Source organism: Deltaproteobacteria bacterium HGW-Deltaproteobacteria-6 (assembly GCA_002840435.1).
GTDB lineage: Bacteria > Desulfobacterota > Syntrophia > Syntrophales > Smithellaceae > UBA8904.
Window position 1 is genome coordinate 96,206 of the sequence record PHAT01000008.1, and the last position, 17,838, is coordinate 114,043.

10 protein-coding genes are annotated in these 17,838 nt (G+C 52.1%); 6 read left to right on the forward strand and 4 right to left on the reverse strand.

The window, feature by feature from the left end; genetic code table 11:
- Nucleotides 1–6: 6 nt before the first annotated feature.
- The 4 genes from CVU71_16635 to CVU71_16650 all read right to left on the reverse strand — a co-directional run bounded on the left by CVU71_16635 (nt 7) and on the right by CVU71_16650 (nt 6,697).
- On the reverse strand, nt 7–3,489 hold the full coding sequence (locus tag CVU71_16635) for a hypothetical protein (protein ID PKN17397.1): 3,483 nt from the start codon (nt 3,487–3,489) through the stop codon (nt 7–9).
- A 352-nt stretch (nt 3,490–3,841) separates the two neighbouring features.
- A complete protein-coding gene (locus CVU71_16640; protein ID PKN17398.1) occupies nt 3,842–4,555 on the reverse strand; it encodes a peptidylprolyl isomerase in 714 nt (237 codons plus the stop codon).
- Nucleotides 4,556–4,683: 128 nt separating this feature from the next.
- A complete protein-coding gene (locus tag CVU71_16645; GenBank protein PKN17399.1) occupies nt 4,684–5,400 on the reverse strand; it encodes a peptidylprolyl isomerase in 717 nt (238 codons plus the stop codon).
- A 55-nt stretch (nt 5,401–5,455) separates the two neighbouring features.
- Nucleotides 5,456–6,697, reverse strand: coding sequence for a hypothetical protein (locus CVU71_16650; GenBank protein PKN17400.1), 1,242 nt, complete (start codon nt 6,695–6,697; stop codon nt 5,456–5,458).
- A 262-nt stretch (nt 6,698–6,959) separates the two neighbouring features.
- On the opposite strand from CVU71_16650, the gene CVU71_16655 reads away from it, so the two are divergent.
- From CVU71_16655 to CVU71_16680, 6 genes are all read left to right on the forward strand, one after another.
- Nucleotides 6,960–7,865, forward strand: coding sequence for a quinolinate synthase (locus CVU71_16655; GenBank protein ID PKN17401.1), 906 nt, complete (start codon nt 6,960–6,962; stop codon nt 7,863–7,865).
- 31 nt (nt 7,866–7,896) lie between these two features.
- Nucleotides 7,897–11,451 carry a transcription-repair coupling factor gene (mfd, locus tag CVU71_16660; protein ID PKN17402.1) on the forward strand — a complete coding sequence of 1,185 codons (3,555 nt, stop codon included), beginning with the start codon at nt 7,897–7,899 and terminating at the stop codon, nt 11,449–11,451.
- A gap of 221 nt (nt 11,452–11,672) precedes the next feature.
- On the forward strand, nt 11,673–12,659 hold the full coding sequence (locus CVU71_16665) for a hypothetical protein (GenBank protein ID PKN17403.1): 987 nt from the start codon (nt 11,673–11,675) through the stop codon (nt 12,657–12,659).
- A 29-nt stretch (nt 12,660–12,688) separates the two neighbouring features.
- Nucleotides 12,689–13,666, forward strand: a complete 978-nt coding sequence (locus CVU71_16670) for a hypothetical protein (protein PKN17404.1) — start codon at nt 12,689–12,691, stop codon at nt 13,664–13,666.
- An 18-nt stretch (nt 13,667–13,684) separates the two neighbouring features.
- Nucleotides 13,685–16,519, forward strand: a complete 2,835-nt coding sequence (locus CVU71_16675) for an excinuclease ABC subunit UvrA (protein PKN17405.1) — start codon at nt 13,685–13,687, stop codon at nt 16,517–16,519.
- Nucleotides 16,520–16,666: 147 nt separating this feature from the next.
- Entirely contained in the window at nt 16,667–17,803 is a 1,137-nt protein-coding gene (locus CVU71_16680) for a hypothetical protein (protein ID PKN17406.1), read from the forward strand.
- The last annotated feature ends 35 nt before the right edge of the window (nt 17,804–17,838 follow it).

Sequence of the window (17,838 nt, forward strand, 5' to 3'; positions counted from 1 at the left end):
TCTTTTTTACAGGCATCCATTCCTGGCGGTTGCCATGAAATGCCTGAGGCGTTCGAAAGCTTCTTCCATTGCAGGCAGGGTGTCCCGCAAGCCCTGGAGGTTTCCTGTTTTACCGAATTTTTCCATCAGGGCGGCAACTTTTGCCAATTCACGGGCTTTGAGATTTCCTGCCCCCCCTTTGATGGAGTGCGATTCCCTGCCGGCCGGAGCAGCATCTCCATCAATGATAGCCTGCCGGATAAGAATCAGCTGCTTTTCAACATTCTGTGCAAATCCATCCATGACTTCCTGCAGAAAATCCCTGTCGTTGCCGAACTCAAGAAGTGTCGCATCATAATCCATGACGGCTTTTTCTTCACAATCTTTGTTCTGTTCAATCACGGGAGGATCCGGCTGATCGCCCTTGATGACGGAGGTTCGGGATGTCCACTTGTCAACGACGGCCAGCAGATCCGATCTTCTGACCGGTTTGGACAGGTACGCATCCATTCCCGATTCCATGCATTTGTCGATATGCTCCCTTATCACATGAGCGGTCATGGCGATAATCGGAATACGCTTCGCTTCCTGCATGTCCGCCTCCAGCCGCCGTATCTCCATCGTTGCTTCATAGCCGTCCATCACGGGCATTTGAACATCCATCAGGATCAGATCATAGGACTTCCCCGTAAAGGCCTGGACGGCCTGTTCGCCGTTTTCCGCCAGATCGACATAATAACCGGCATTCTTCAAATGACTCATCGCAATCTGCTGGTTTGTCGGATAATCTTCCGCCAGAAGAATAACAACATGGCCCTTGTGTTTTTCTTTGATCGTGTGCTGCGTCACCAGTTTTCCCGCTTTGCCGGAAGCACCATCCGGGCCGCTTAAAACATCTTCGATGGCATGGTAAAGTTCATCTCTCCGGATGGGTTTGGTCAGGTATCCCTGAATGCCGAGATCCCGGCAGCTTTTCCCGTCGCCTCTGCTTCCGGCTGACGTCAGAATGATGCAGGGAATCTTTTTGAATTCCTCCCGGGAGCGGATCCGTCTGACCAGTTCAAATCCGTCCGTCTCCGGCATCAGATAATCCGAAAGAATAAGATCGAAAGTTTCCCCGCGCTGATGCGACGCGTCAAGGACCATCAGGGCTTCAGCGGCCGTTGCGGCCTCGGCGATATGACACTCCCAGGGGTTCAGATATTCCCGGAGAATAAAACGGTTATTGGGATTGTCATCGACAATCAATATGTTCAGTTCCTGAAAAAGAATCTGGCGTTTGGACTGCGGTTCATCCGGCAGGGGCTGTTTTCTGAAAACAAGATCAAACCGGAAAGTTGCGCCCTGCCCTTCTTCGCTTTCCAGGCTGATTTTTCCTCCCATCATTTCCACCAGCATGCGGGAAATGGTCGTTCCCAATCCCGTTCCGCCGAATTTCCGCGTTGTTGATCCATCCGCCTGGGTAAAACTCTCAAAAATGCTGTCCTGCTTGTCCTTGGGAATGCCGATCCCCGTATCCTTGACGGAAAAACGGATCAGGACGTCATCCCCCCAGTCCTCAAGCAATTCGCCCTTCAAATAGACCTCGCCCGCCGGGGTAAACTTGACGGCATTGCCAATCAGATTGACGAGAATTTGCCTGAGGCGGCCCGGATCTCCCATGAGCAGGGACGGCACATCGGTGTTGAGAAAAGCGATGAGTTCAAGTCCCTTCTGGGCGGCACGCACGGAAAAACCGTCTGCCACATTATCGAATGTGGTTTGAAGATCAAAGGGGATGGACTCGATCCCCATTCTGCCGGCTTCAATTTTGGAAAAATCGAGAATATCATTAATCACGTCCAGAAGCGATTCAGCCTCCCGGTTGATCGTGCTCAATATGCGGTGAAGGGCTTCATCAGTATTCAGATCCAGTGCGATTTCGGTCATGCCGATGACGCCGTTCAGGGGCGTTCTGATCTCATGACTCATGTTGGCAAGAAACTGGCTTTTAGCCCGGGTCGCCTCTTCTGCCGTGGCTTTCGCCTGCCGCAATTCCTCTTCATTCTTCAGCCGTTCCGTTACATCCCTGCCCACCCCTCTGAATCCGATGACCATTCCCTTCACGTCTTTCAACGGGTTAATGAAAGCCTCGATATAGGCTATTTCACCGTCCCTCTTGACGAATTGCCAGTCAAACCTTGCCGGTTCACCGGTCAGAAAGATTCGATGGAAAGTTTCAAAAACCTTGGAGACATGAACAGGACTGGTAAATTTCTGATAATTCATGCCGAGAAGTTCTTCTTCCGTGTAATCGAGTATTTTGGCAACGGAAGGATTAAAGAATCGAAGGCAACCCGACAGATCCGTCTCGAAGTATCCGTCATCCATGGTGACCAGGATATCTCTGTATTTCTCCTCGCTCTTGCGGAGCGCATCTTCTGCTTTTTTTCTTTCTTCAATATCTTTTTTGAGCTGCTTCTCCTGCCTCAAATCATGAACAATTAAAGCCAGCCCTACCATCTCACCCCTTTTGTCGTTCACGACGCCGAGCGTCAGGGAAACAGGAATGACGTCACCTGAACGGTTCTTAAGATGAAAGTCTCCACTCTGATGCAGAACCGACAGGTCCTGTGCCTGATCATAACTTTCCTTGAGAAAATGCTCCTCGGCAAACAGCGTGGAATAATGCCGGCCGATAATGTTTTGCCCCTCCGTACAAATCAGAGCCGAGGCGCTGTTATTGACCTCAATGATTAATCCATCCGTATCGGCCAGAACAACTATATCGGTAATGTTGGCAATGATGTTCTCCGCGGCAATAGCGGCGGTAAAGCTCATCAACCGGTAGCGGGTAATCGCCAGCCAGATGCCTCCGATCCAGATGATAATTCCCAGATAGGCTACGGCGGGAGTTGCAATGCCGATGCTGGGAAGGATAATATTGACGGCCAGACCGAAAATCATCGTCGGAACCCATGTGGCAAAAATAATCAGTGCCTGCTTTCTTTCTTTCCTGATTTTCGTCCTGATTCTCCAGTGCACAAAAAGAACCGGCCCGACCAGCATAACACTGAACATATAAACAACATAGGCCCCATAGAGAAACCCGTGCGGCACGACGACTTCGCATATCCCCAATGGCGTATCTTTAAAACCGGTTATGAGCAGAATATCGGTTAGCACGTAATAACAAAAGATAAAGCCGGGGATAAAAAGCGCCGCTAAAAATAATTTTTTTACGCCGCTGAATTGAAGATTGCGCTTCGTAACGCTCAGAATAAAGCATAATAGCAGCGGGGGGAAAAGGCACCAGCCGGGAGCCCCTACCTTGTACCAGAACCAGCGGGCTTCTTCCGTCGGCGCGATAAAAACAAAGGTATATCCGAAAGACCAGATGGTAAAACAAAGGCACAGGCCAAAGAAGAAACGATTTTCCCGCGCCCTGGCGTTCAGCAGCAAAACATGAGTGCCGAAATACAGAAAGATTGCCGCGGCGAGAAACGATAAGAGAGATAGAATCGTATTCATCTTATAAGAGAGTCGTCCAGCGCTTTCACATTATGCCAAGACTGATCGATAAAAGCGCAAAAAATATTTGTGCTCTTCTTAGCATTTTTTCGAAGAAAGAACATCATCGATCTTAACTTTTAAAACGCGTATCTGTTAAAATTAACAGGATACTTGTTCAGGCTCACTAATCAGGCAGTTCTGAAAGCATAATGGCGCAACGCAGAAGAGGCCGTGGGAGAAAGGGAAAGGGATCCCCAACATCCGGAGCATCATCACTGCGGGCAGGGCGGCCAACCGGTCGAATACAGCAAGGGGCGGGTTTACGACCCGCCCCTCAAGAGATGGTAAAGAATAAATGGTTCCTGTAAAATTATTTCCTGGCGTTTGGTTTCGGCATGGAAGGAACGGCGGCCGCCGTGGCCGCTTTGGTATCCAGCAGTTCCACTTCAAAGATCAATGTCGCGCCGCCGGGAATAACAGGCGGACGTCCCCTGTCGCCGTAAGCGGTTTCCGACGGACAAACCAGTTTAGCCTTGCCGCCCACTTTCATCATGCTGACACCTTCCGTCCAGCAGGGGAAAACCTGACTAAGCGGCAATTCCACCGGCTGGCCGCGTTTGATGGAGCTGTCAAATTCCTTGCCGTCCATCAGCGTGCCCACGTAGTGCACTTTGACGATGTCCGTAACTTTAGGCTGAGCGCCCGTGCCTGCCTTGATTTCCTTGTAGATCAGACCGGAAGCGGTTTTTTGCGCACCTTTTTCGGCAGCAGCTTTTTCTAAAAACGGCTTGGCCTGTGCTTTTTGTTTTTCAGTAGCTTTCGCCAGGCGAGCCTGAGCCAATTCACCCAGTTTCTGCATGTTGGTTTCCGGCTCCGCCACCAGCTTCTTACCGGTGGACGCATCGGACATACCCTGCTGGACAAACTTCAACTCTTCGGGCGACAGATCAAAAACGGACAGTTGCTTGTTGAGATGAACACCCAGCGCATAAAAGGCCTTCTGATCTTCTGTTTTCGGCGCTTCCGGTGAACAACCCCAAACAGCCATAAGGGCTATCAAAACGACAATCATTACTTTACGCATATCATTCCTTTCTTTTCTCTTTTTATTTATATTGCTCTTTGCCCTGAGATAATGAGTTCAATCTATCCGGGAAGACCTGATCATAAAAAAATTAAAATGATGACCGGCCCCGTTCATCAGCCCCGGGACTATTTCTTTTTGCCTGCCTTGGGGGCTGCGGGCGTTTTGGTCACAGCCGCCTCAGGTGCTTTTATGTCCAGCAGTTCGACTTCAAAAATCAGCGTCGCACCGCCGGGGATAATGGGCGGCCTGCCCTGGTCGCCGTAAGCGAGATCGGCAGGGCATGTCAGTTTAGCCTTGCCCCCGACTTTCATCCTGCCCACGCCTTCGGTCCAGCAGGGAATAACCTGCCCCAGCGGAAATTCCATGGGCTGACCGCGCCTGATGGAACTGTCGAACTCCTTACCATCAATCAGCGTGCCGGCATAGTGAACTTTCACCGTATCCGCTGCTTTGGGAGAAGCACCGGTGCCTGCCTTGATTTCCTGATAGATCAGGCCGGTTGCGGTTTTTTGCGCGCCTTTCCCGGCAGCCGCTTTTTCCAGATATGGTTTGGACAGTTCTCTTTGTTTTTGCGCGGTGGCCATCATCCTTGATTGAGCCAGCACGTTGAGCTTCTGTCCATAGGCTTCCGGTTCGGCAATTAATTTTTTACCGGCGGCGACATCCGTCATGCCCTCTTTGACATATTCGACCTCCTCGGCGGACAGGTTGAACATGGCCATCTGCCGTGCCATATGAACACCCAGGGCATAAAGGGTTTTCTGGTCTTCAGTCTGAGGCTGGGCCGCCCAGGCGGGCAAAGCCATCAGTAAAACAAAAACACAAACAATCAGCTTACGCATAAACTTCCTTTCTCGAATCATAAAATTTAATCTCTTAACCTCCTGCCATTAACGCCTAATCGAAGCGGGAAACATCCGTTTGGATCAGCGTATCATCAAGCAACTGCAGAACGACTTTTTCACCTTTTTTCACGGCGAAAACATTTTCATCAAGAACAATAAAAGCATTGGCGGCCACCATGGATTTCAAAATACCGGAGCCCTGTCTGCCCGTGATACGGGCAATGTAACGGCCTTTTTCTTTTTGAACAACGGCGCGGATGAAATGTTTGATGCCAGCGCTTTTTTTAATATCCTGGGCGCTTTCAGCTGCGAACGTCTGACGGAAAATCCGGGCATGCCCCTGCATTTTCAGCAGAAAGGGACGGACAAACTGCTCAAAAGAAACCATCACGGAAACCGGATTGCCGGGCAGACCGAAAAGCGGAACACCGTCAATTGCGCCGTAAGCCAGCGGTTTACCGGGACGCATGGCGACCTGCCAGAAATGCATGGCGTTGCCGATATCGCCCATCACGTCTTTGACAAAATCATAATCTCCAACCGAAACACCGCCGGAGGAAAGAATCACGTCAGCCTTTCGCGCTATCTGAAATTTTTCAACAAGCTCTTCTTTCTGATCGCGGCCGATGCCCAGCATGATCGGAATGCCGCCGCAATCAAGAATCTGCGCGGCAAGCGCGTAGCTGTTGGAGTTGACAATTTTACCGGACGGCGGATCGATCTCAATATCGACCAGTTCGTCGCCGGTGGAAAGGATCGCCACACGCGGCTTCTGGTAAACACTGACAAATGACTTTCCCAGCGCCGCCAGCATGCCGATATGCCCCGGGCGCAAAACGCTTCCCGCCGCGATGACCCGTTCATCCTTCTTGACATCCTCGCCGGGGAAACGGACTTCCAGCCCCGGAGAGGCGGCAATTTTAATCAACACCGTCTCCGCCGACTCGATCGCATCTTCTCTGCGAACCACCGCATCAGCACCCCGGGGAATCAGCGCGCCGGTCATAATGCGCGCAGCCTGCCCGCTTTTAACGGTTTTACGGGGAACTGCGCCCGCGTAAATGGTTTCAATCACCTTGAGTTTCAGGGGTTTCCCGGCTTTCACACCTTTCGTGTCGCCTGCCCGCACGGCATAGCCGTCCTTCGCGGAGTTGGCGGCGGAGGGAATATTGTGCGGCGCATCAATATCCTCCCCGATCACCCGGCCGCGGGCGTTCAGAATATCAACTTTTTCCAATCCCAGCGGGCGGCAACCGGTCAGAATAGTTTTAAGCGCCTTTTCCACCGCAATCATTTCGTTGTCTCCCTCACAGGGGCGTCACTTTATCAAAGACGGGAGGGTTGTCAATCAGAAAAAAGACTGAAGACTGAAGACTGAAGGAGGAAGGAGGAAGGACAAAAGACGAAAGACCGAAAACTGATATTATTAAGATAAAAAGCCGAAGGCTCACAAAATAAACCTTCAGTCTTCAGCCTTCAGTCTTTTTTTGTTCCCCTTGAACTATCCGGATATTTGCGCTAGTGAAGAGAAAAGATTATATAAGGATACACATTTCATGACCCCGCAACAGAATAAAATCCGTAAAATGCTGGCCGAAAAGCAGGGCATTTTGCTGGTTCACTACTACGCCAGGCCTGAAATCCAGGAAATAGCTGATGTTCTTGGTGATTCGCTGGCGCTTGCCCAGGCTGCGGCACGCGCAGACGCCCGCGTGATTGTCTTTGCGGGCGTACATTTTATGGCTCAAAGCGCGGCGATTCTGTCGCCTCAAAAAACCGTGCTGCTGCCCAGGCTGGATGCGGGCTGTCCTCTGGCCGATATGGCCACTGCCGACGCGGTAAGAAAAATGAGGCAGCAGGAACCGGACGCCGTTTTCGTAACCTACATCAATTCCACCGCGGAAGTTAAAGCCGCAAGCGATATCTGCTGTACATCAGGCAACGCGCTCAAAATTATCAAGTCGCTGCCGCCTTCAAAAAAAGTGGTCATGCTGCCCGACGGCAACCTGGCGCGTCATATTGCATCCCTCACCGGCAAAAGCATCATCGCGTGGGAAGGCTGTTGCCCTGTTCACCAGGCGCTGACCGTTCAGGATGTCGCGGCACGCAAGCGGGAATATCCATTGGCGCCTTTTGCCGCGCACCCGGAATGCCGTCCCGAAGTGCTGGCGCTGGCTGATTTTACAGGTTCCACCGCGGCGATTCTCCAGTTCGCCCGCGACTCGAAAGCAAAGGAAATGATCATTGGAACGGAAGCAGGCATTTTGGCCCAGTTGCAAAAGCGCCATCCGGAGAAAACCTTTATTCCCGCCTCCCCCGCTCTTTTCTGCGCCGACATGAAAAAAATTTCGCTGGATGACATCGAAAAATCGCTCACCACGATGCAGCCGGTAATCAAGGTGCCGGGGGATGTGAGCCTGGCCGCCCAAAAGGCGCTGGATAAAATGCTGGCGATTTCTTAACCGGCCGTTTGATTTATTTGGATTGAGTTCATTGAGAAAAATTATCGATAAAAAAATACTTCAGGACGCGCCGCCTGTGCGGGAGCTTCTGGAGCTGATTGACCGGGAGACACCCGTAATTGATGTTCAAGGGCTGACCGGCGCCGCGCGTCCGTTTCTGACCGCGCTTTTGTTTGACCGCCTGGGACACCCTCTCACCGTCATTTGTCCGACAGCCAGGGAAGCCGCCGCTTTCGCCCGTGATTTGATGCTCTTTCTGGGTGAGGCAGCCGTGCTGCATTACCCCCCGCTCGATTTTCTATCCATCGACATGTTTGCCCTGCAGCGGGAAGAAGAACTGGCCCGTCTGAATGTGCTGACCCAGTTGCAGGTGGACAGCCGCAGGATCATCGTCACCTGCCTTGCGGCCTGCATGCAGAAAGTCATGCCGAAAGCCGAATTTCAACAGTATCTGAAAATTATTTCGACAGGCGATATGCTGCTTCTGGAGGAATTTCCCGCGAGGCTTCTGGCCGGCGGCTATCAGCGGGTATCGCTGGTGGAAAATCCCGGCGAATTCAGTCTCCGCGGCAATATTCTGGATATTTTTCCGCCCACCGAAACGGACGGGCTGCGCCTGGAAATGACCGGCGACGAGATTGAATCGATCCGCCGTTTTGACTGCTCATCTCAACGCTCAGGCGTTGCCGTTGACGCTTTCATTCTGGGACCGGCCGGTGAAATTCTGATCGATGAAACAAGATTGAATCGCGCCGTGCGCAATGTCAAGCGCCGGGCCGACGATCTGGACCTTTCACGCGATCTCCGGAGCCGTCTTACGGAAACGCTCCGGCAGCAATCCGCAACCTCCGTCAATCCGATCTTTTTGCCCCTCTTTTATGAAGACTATGACGACCGGGGAAACCTGGGAGAGCAAAAGCTCTCCAGTGTTTTTGATTACCTGCCGCAGAATACTCTGTTTATTCTCAACGATCCGCTGGCAATTGATCAGGCCGCGCAAACCGCCGCGGCCAATATTGATAAGCTGCTCTACAAGGCGAAAGCGAGCGGCAAGTTTTATCTGGAAAGCGCCGGTGTCTATCTGGAGGAAGAATCACTCAGCGCGCGTCTGGCCGGGTTCAGACAGATTCGACTCTCGGGTCTCGCGCTGGATGCAAAGGAAACCCCGGCGCAGGCAGTGACGCTTACGGCGCATCAGGAAATACTGATCGCCGAACCCCAGGCCTTCGAAGTAAAGGAAGAGGCGCTTCTGCGCCGCACGGCAAATAAGATCAAAAACTGGCTGGCCTCCGGCATGACCGTATTCTTCATTTCACCGACACCGGAAGACACCACCCGGATGCAGCATCTGCTTACCGGGTATGATCTGCCGGTACGGATTCTGCCTGCGGACAGCCCCCTGCTTAACGCCATTGATGATCCCGGCTGCGTCCCGGCGCTCTTCCTGCACGAGGGGAAAATATCCGGCAGTTTCGTCTTTGAAGCTCTGAATCTGGCCTTGTTGAGCGAAGAGGAAATCTTTGTCAAGAAGACATCCCGCCGCCGCGTAAGGCCGGTCCGTGAAGGTTATTTTCTCAAATCATTCGGCGACCTCAAAGAGGGCGATTTTGTCGTTCATACGGATTTCGGCATCGGAGTTTACCGCGGCCTGCAAAAAATCACCGTGGGCAAAATTGAAAACGATTTTCTGGTCATTGAATATCTCGAGGGCGACAAACTCTACCTGCCGGTAAACTCACTGGAGAAAATCCAGCGTTATCTGGGTCCGGAAGGCGTCACGCCGAAAGTCGAAAAAATGGGAGGAACCTCCTGGGACGCAGTCAAGGAGAGGGTCAAAAAATCGGTGCGGGATGTGGCCGAGGAACTGGTGGCGATTTACGCCGCCCGCGAGGCGATGGAACGGAAATCCTTCGCACCGCCGGACCGCATCTATGAAGAATTCTGTGCAACCTTTGAATTCGAAGAAACGCCCGATCAGGCCAGAGCGATTGAAGATATTCATACCGACATGGATGACTTAAAGCCGATGGACCGGCTGATTTGCGGAGACGCCGGATTCGGCAAAACGGAAGTCGCGCTCCGGGCCGCATTTCGCGCGGTCATGGACGGCAAGCAGGCGGCGCTGCTGGCGCCGACCACGATTCTGGCCGAGCAGCACTACGCGACTTTTTCGCGGAGACTCGCCGACTTTCCGATCCGCGTCGAAGTCCTCAACCGTTTCAAAAGCGCAGCCGAGCTCAAGAAAACCATAGCGGATCTTCGTCTGGGGAAAGTGGATATCGTCATCGGCACGCACCGCCTGCTGCAAAAGGACGTGGAATTCAAAGACCTGGCGCTGGTGATTATTGACGAGGAACAGCGTTTCGGTGTTTCGCATAAGGAGAAACTGAAGAAAATGCGGACACTGGTTGATGTGCTGACGCTCTCGGCCACGCCGATTCCGCGCACACTACATTTGTCGCTGGTCGGTATCCGCGATTTATCCATTATTAATACGCCGCCGGAAGAAAGGCAGCCGATTAAAACCTATGTTCTGGAGTTTGATGAAGATACCATCAAGGCGGCAATCGAGGCCGAACTGACGCGGGGAGGCCAGGTGTTTTTTGTGCATGACCGGGTGCGCTCCATCTATTCCATCGCCCACCTGGTGCAGCGGCTCGTCCCCCGGGCAAAAGTCGGCGTGGTGCACGGCCAGATGAAACCGATAGACATCGAAAAAGCCATGTCGCAGTTTATCCGGCACGAATTCGATGTGCTCGTCTGCACGACCATCATCGGATCGGGTCTGGATATTCCCTCCGCGAACACCATCATCATCAACCGCGCCGACCGCTTCGGCCTGGCCCAGCTCTATCAGATCCGCGGCCGCGTGGGCCGGGGCAATCAGGAAGCCAGCGCTTATCTGCTCCTGCCCATAGGCGCGCTCCTGTCGCGCGACGCCTTAAAAAGGCTTCAGGCCATCAAGGAATTTTCCGAACCGGGTTCCGGTTTCCGCATTGCCTACAACGATCTGGAAATCCGCGGGGGCGGAAATCTGCTGGGTCTGTCGCAGGCGGGACACATTTCCGCCGTCGGTTACGAACTTTACACCGAACTGATGGAAAAGACCGTACGGGAAATCAAAGGAGACCCGGCGCCTGTCGAAGAATCTCTTCCCGAAATTCAAATGGGGATCTCCGCCTTTCTTCCCGAAGACTACGTGGAGGACATTCATCAGCGGCTGATTTTGTACAAAAGAATATCGCACGCATCGGGCGCTGCGGATCTCGACGAGATTCGCAGCGAGCTTATCGATTGTTACGGCCCCCTGCCGCAGACAGCGGAAAATCTTTTGCGCGTGATCGGCATCCGTAATCAATTGCAGCCCTTACGGGCCAAAAAAATGGGATATGACGGCAAATACTTTTATCTGTATTTCCGGGAAAATTCCCCGATTGATCCCGCCAGGATCATTTCACTCTCCCGGAAGAAAATCAAAGACTTACGGTTCACACCCGACTTCAAATTGTTTTTACCCGCCGAAGCGGCAACCGCGGCCGAGATACTGGACCAGGCCGAAGGACTCTTAAAGATGCTTGCCCAATAACTATTATCAATATATAAAATATTGCTTAAAAGGTCGGTATCAAGGTTCCATAAAGGTTTACAATGAATCCTCTGATGTTTTGCAGATTATAGAAGATGATCTATCGGATCAATTAAAACCCGCCTTTGGAAAAAGGGGGTAACAACAAATGATTATGAATAAAATATTCAGCTAACAAGATCAATGCACCCAATCGCTGCGCTCAGGTGATTTTTTTCGCTATGAAAAACATGCAGTCGCCTATATTAAGAATTTTGACCGGGCCGGACGGGCCGTCGATGCCCCTGGCTTTTCTGGGAGTGCTGTGCCTTCTTGCCGTCTGCAGCTGCGATCATGTCTTCAATCGACAGGTTGTCGCCACCGTCAACGGCGAAAAAATTTACCTGGAGGAATATCAGCAACGATTAAACGCCCAAAAGGGGCTGCTCTCCCCCAGAGCTTTTCCGGATTCATTAAATAAGCGGGAAATGCTGGGAGAGGAAATTCTGGATTCGATGATTACTGAAAAAATTATCCTCCAGAGAGCCCGGGAAAGAAAACTGTCTGTCGGCGATGCAGAACTGGAAAAAAAACTGATAGATATCCGGAAAGATTACGGCGATAATTTTTTTGATTTGCTCAGTGCACAAAATGTGCGATATGACGATTGGCGGGAAGAACTGAGAAAAGAGATGCTCTTCGACAAGCTGGTGGCGCTGGATGTTAATGCATCCATCCGTGTTTCGGAAGATGAAGCCGAAGATTATTTTAATGAGCATCCCCTTCTGTGCAAGCCTGAAGCACGCGTCCGGGCGGCGCAAATTGTTGTAAGAGACCCGGCAAAAGCCGCACAGATAAAAGCCAGACTGGAAAGCGGCGAGGATTTTGCCAAAGTTGCCTCCCAGGTATCCATCGGACCGGAGGCGGCGCGTGGAGGCGACCTGGGCCTGATTTCCCGTGGAACCATGCCGGAGCCGCTTGACAGAACGCTCTTTAAGTTGCCGACGGGTAAAATAAGTCCGATTGTGAAAAGCGCATACGGATACCACATTTTCAAGGTAACCGAAATTCAACCGGCCCGTGCCAGATCTTTCGCTGACTGCCGGGAAATCGTTATGGCCGGGATCCGGGAACAGAAGGAAGATGCGGCATTTACCGCATGGCTGGATGGATTAAAAGCCAAAGCCATCGTCAAAAAGGAAATCCATCTTCTCAAAAAGAAGCCGTAATAAATTAATTTCAAACAGGGAGGGAAACTGTGAAGGTTTATAAAATAGGTTTTGCGCTCATTTTGGCGGTTCTGCTTATTGGCGCGTCGGCTGCCGCCGAAGTCACGGATAGAATTGTCGCCGTAATCAACGATGAAATCATCACGCTGTCCGAATTTAATCGGGGATTTGAACCGTATGCAAAAAATATTAAGGCCGGCTATAAAGGCAACAACCTTGAAGACGTTATGGCGAAGAGCAAAGCATCCTTTCTCCAGCGCCTGATTGATCAGATGCTGATCGAACAGGAAGCCAAAAAAGCGGGCATGGGCATGGCTTCCATCAAAGACGCGGAAGTCATGGATATCATCAGCAACATGCTGGCCAAAAATAATACGTCCATGGAAATCTATTTAAAGAAGCTGGCGGATGAAGGAAAAACCCTGGAGAGCGTCAAAAAAGATATCAAAGAGCAGCTGTTGCGCATGAGACTGCTGAAAAGAGAGGTTCAGGCCAAGATCCTGGTCACCGATCAGGAAATCGGCGAATATTACGACAAACACCGGCAGGATTATGAGGGCAAGGAAGCGGTGCACATCAAATTGATTTTATTGCCGGTGCCCGCAGGCATGAGCAATGCGGTGCGCGAAGCGGCCAGAGACCGGGCGCAGCAATTGCACACGCGCATCCTGAACGGCGAACCGTTTGAGCAGCTTGCGGCGCAATATTCCCAGGGCCCGGCCGCGGCTCAGGGCGGAGATATCGGCTTTGTGGAAAGAGGGGTCATTTTACCGGATGTGGAAAAAGTGGCTTTCAGTCTGCCCGTAGGACAAGTAAGTGGTGTGATAGAGACGGAACTGGGGTTTCAGATTCTCACCGTTGTGGATAAGCGCGGAGCGGGATTGAAACCGTTCACGGTGGTGCGCGAAGAAATAAAGGCAACGATTGAAGAAGAAAAAATCACCAAAAAATATGATGAATGGATTGAGGGCATCCGCAAAAAATCTTTCATCGATGTCCGTCTTTAGGAAGCAGCAAAGCAAGCTATGGATCTGATCAGAATAAAGGGCGCGTCCCAGCATAATCTCAAGCATGTCAGCCTGGATATTCCCCGCGACAAGCTGGTGGTGATCACCGGTGTCTCGGGCTCCGGCAAATCTTCTCTGGCCTTTGACACCATTTACGCCGAAGGCCAGCGCCGTTATGTCGAATCGCTCTCCACTTACGCGCGCCAGTTTATCGGCCAGATGGACAAACCGGATGTGGAATCCATCGAAGGCCTCTCACCCGCCATCGCCATCGAACAGCGCGCAGCCAGTCACAATCCGCGCTCCACGGTGGGCACCGTCACTGAAATTTACGACTATTTCCGTCTGCTTTTCGCCGGAATCGGCGTCTGCCATTGTTATGGCTGCGGGCGGGAAATTCAGTCGCAAACGATCGACAGCATCGTGCAGAGCGTGCTTGGCCTTCCCGAAAATACCCGTTTCAGCGTCATGTCGCCGATCATCAGAGGGAAAAAAGGCGAGTTCGCCAAAGAATTGAAAAAGCTCCAGAAGGAAGGATTCGCCCGTGTCCGCATAGACGGCGGGGTTCAGGATTTGTCGGATGATATTGTCCTCGCGAAGACAAAACGCCATGACATCGATCTCATCATCGACCGACTGGTCCTGAAAGAAGGCGTTCGCAAAAGACTGCGCGACTCCGTGGAAATCGCCGCGAATAAAAGCGACGGCCTGGTCAGAATTGTCACCGCCGACGGTTGTGAAACGCTGTATTCTGAAAAATACGCGTGTCCCGACTGCGGCATCAGCATGCCCACGCTGGCGCCCCGCGTGTTTTCCTTCAACACGCCCTATGGCGCCTGTCCGGAATGCAACGGCCTGGGTTCACGCATGCATTTTGCAATCGATCTGGTGGTGCCCGACGCGGGCCTGTCGCTTCGTGAAGGCGCCATCGCGCCCTGGGCCGGGCGGAACTCCCTTAACTACTATAATGTTCTGGATGCGTTATCTTCGCACTATAAGTTCGACATCAATATGCCATTCAACAAGCTGCCCGAAAAAATCCAGAATATTCTCCTATACGGTTCAGGGACGGAAGCCATTAAATTCTACTCCGACCGTCCGGACAAGCGCTATTTCACCCATCATCCTTTTGAAGGCGCCATCAAACAACTGGAGCGGCGCTGGCGGGAAACAACATCCACCGCCATACGCAATGATCTGGCGCGCTATATTGATTTAAGGCCCTGCGAAAGCTGCGGCGGCGCGCGGCTCAAAAAAGAAAGCCTGGCTGTCACCGTGGGCGGTAAAAATATTTACGAACTCTGTCTGATGTCCATCCGCGAATGCTTCAATTTCTTCCAGGCCCTGCAACTCTCGGCGCAGGAAACGCTCATTACCGAGCGCATTCTCAAGGAGGTCAAAAACAGGCTGACCTTTCTGCTCAATGTCGGCATGGACTATCTGAATCTCGCCCGGTCAACCTCTACGCTGTCGGGCGGAGAGTCCCAGCGCATCCGGCTTGCCACGCAAATCGGCTCCGGTCTGATGGGCGTTTTGTATGTGCTTGATGAACCGACCGTCGGCCTGCACCAGAAAGATAATCTGCGGCTGATCGATACGCTCAAACAACTGCGCGACATGGGCAATACAGTGCTGGTGGTGGAGCATGACGCCGATATGATGCTGGCCTGCGATCATATCGTGGACATGGGGCCGGGCGCCGGAACCTTGGGCGGCGAAGTTATTTTCCAGGGCACGCCCGCCGAGGTGCTCGTCAGTGAAACCTCGCTGACCGGCAAATTTCTTTCCGGCAGAGAAGCCATCGCCCTGCCCGCTGAAAGACGACCCACCCGGGGCCGTCATATTATTCTGGAAGGCGCGTCGCAGAACAATCTGCGGAATATCGACATTAAAATCCCCACTGGTGTTTTGACCGCGGTAACCGGCGTGTCGGGTTCCGGCAAAAGCACGATGGTCATTGAAACCCTGTACAAAGTGATGGCGCGCCGCCTCAACCAGCACACGGGCGGCATGGGTAAAATCCGGAAGATCCGGGATCTGGGAAACATTGAACGGGTCATTATGATCAATCAGCAGCCCATCGGACGAACGCCCCGGTCCAATCCCGTGACCTATACGGGCATCTTTTCCTTTATCCGCGATCTTTTTACGGGGCTCCCTGAAGCGCGTGTGCGCGGCTATAAACCGGGACGCTTCAGCTTCAACGTGAAAGGCGGACGGTGCGAAACCTGTGAAGGAAACGGGCTGATTAAAATCGAAATGCATTTTTTGCCGGATGTTTACGTCACCTGTGACGCCTGCCGGGGCAAACGATTCAACGCGGACACCCTGGATGTTAAATACAAGAACCAGAGTATTGCCGACATCCTGGATATGACCGTCGATCAGGCGCTGGATTTTTTCACCAACATCTCCTCCATTAAAACGCACCTGCAGCTGCTTTCTGATGTCGGCCTGGGGTATATCCGCCTGGGGCAGTCGGCCACTACGCTGTCCGGCGGCGAGGCGCAGCGGATCAAACTGGCCAGGGAGCTGGGCAAAAGGGCCAACAGCAATACGCTTTACATCCTGGATGAACCGACCATCGGACTGCATTTTGCGGATATCCAAAAATTACTGGACGTTCTGATGCGTCTGGTGGATATGGGCAATACCATGGTCGTCATCGAGCACAACCTGGACATCATTAAGAGCGCGGATCATGTAATCGATCTCGGCCCCGAGGGCGGGCCCGGCGGCGGACAGATTGTAGCGGCGGGCACAGTTGAGGAAGTGGCGCGAAATGAACAGTCTTCCACCGGCCATTTTTTAAGAAAAATCCTGGATGATCACAAAAACCGGACGGCCGGTTAATCCGGCCATGCCGGATTTCGATCCTCATCCAAGGATTTCCGCTTTTTTTCTTCTGCGTGTTCTGTTATCCTCTGCCGCAAAGGATTTCATGACGACTAATCGGGATGGCAGGAATAAAATATTTATCGAAGTAATGGACTTAATCTAATGAATTCATTTCCGTTAATACCTTTAAAACACCGGCATTCGATCTTGATTATTGATGACGAAGAAGCCATTCTGGATATCATGGCGATGACGCTGGCGGATGAAGGATATGATCTGCATACGGCCAGCTCCGCAAAAGAAGGGCTCAGCATATTAAAAAAATCGCCGGATTTTTCCCTGATTATCTCCGATCAGATGATGCCGGGCATGACAGGCGTGCAATTTTTCACTGAGGCCCGGGAAATTTGCCCCAACGCCATGCGCGTGTTGCTGACCGGTTATGCCGACATCGATGCCATCATCCAGGCCATCAACAGCGGCGGCATTCATCTGTATCTCACCAAACCGTGGCACAAGGATGAACTGCTTCTTTCCATCAATCAAATGCTGTCTAAAGCGGAACTGCTGATCGAAAACCGGCGTCTGGATGAACTGGTCAAAAAACAAAATACGGAATTGATCGAACTGAACCGACATCTGGAAGAGAAAGTGCGCCAGAAAACACTGCATCTGGCTCAGCGGGCTGAAGAGCTCAAAGCCAGCTATGACAAGATCCAGCTGATTCTGGAAGGCACGGTGCTGGCCATATCCAAAATCGTGGAAAGCCGCGATCCCTATACGGCAGGCCATGAGCAGCAGGTCGCCAGAATCGCCGGCATCATCGCGCGAAAAATGGCTCTGTCCGAAGACCAGATAGAGGCCATTCGGATTGCCGGACTCCTTCATGATATCGGCAAAATCGCCGTTCCGGCCGAAATTCTGACGAAACCGGGGCAACTGAGCCGCCTGGAAATGGAGATGGTGAAAACCCATTCTCAAAATGCCTATGATATTCTCAAAACCATCGAGATCCCCTACCCGATCGCGCAGATTATTTTACAGCATCATGAAAGGATAGACGGTTCCGGTTATCCGCAGGGACTAAAAGGAGAGGAAATCCTCCTGGAAGCGCGCATTATCGGCGTGGCCGACGTGATTGAAGCCATGTCCGCACACCGGCCATATCGTCCCGCCCTGGGCATCGAAAGAGCCATTGAAGAAATCACCCAGAAACGCGGGTCTCTTTATGACGCTCACATCGTGGATATCTGCCTCGGCATTTATTCAGATGAAGGGCAAAAAGGATTCATGGAATAGCCCGTCGGAACCTTTGATCAGCCGCCTCGCAGCAA

Bases quoted from the DNA above. Each gene is read 5' to 3' on its own strand.
- CVU71_16650 (PKN17400.1), bottom strand. From the start codon at position 6,697: ATGATTGCGGTGGAAAAGGCGCTTAAAACTATTCTGACCGGTTGCCGC.
- CVU71_16645 (PKN17399.1), bottom strand. From the start codon at position 5,400: ATGCGTAAGCTGATTGTTTGTGTTTTTGTTTTACTGATGGCTTTGCCC.
- CVU71_16640 (PKN17398.1), bottom strand. From the start codon at position 4,555: ATGCGTAAAGTAATGATTGTCGTTTTGATAGCCCTTATGGCTGTTTGG.
- CVU71_16655 (PKN17401.1), top strand. From the start codon at position 6,960: ATGACCCCGCAACAGAATAAAATCCGTAAAATGCTGGCCGAAAAGCAG.
- CVU71_16635 (PKN17397.1), bottom strand. From the start codon at position 3,489: ATGAATACGATTCTATCTCTCTTATCGTTTCTCGCCGCGGCAATCTTT.
- CVU71_16675 (PKN17405.1), top strand. From the start codon at position 13,685: ATGGATCTGATCAGAATAAAGGGCGCGTCCCAGCATAATCTCAAGCAT.
- CVU71_16680 (PKN17406.1), top strand. From the start codon at position 16,667: ATGAATTCATTTCCGTTAATACCTTTAAAACACCGGCATTCGATCTTG.
- CVU71_16665 (PKN17403.1), top strand. From the start codon at position 11,673: ATGAAAAACATGCAGTCGCCTATATTAAGAATTTTGACCGGGCCGGAC.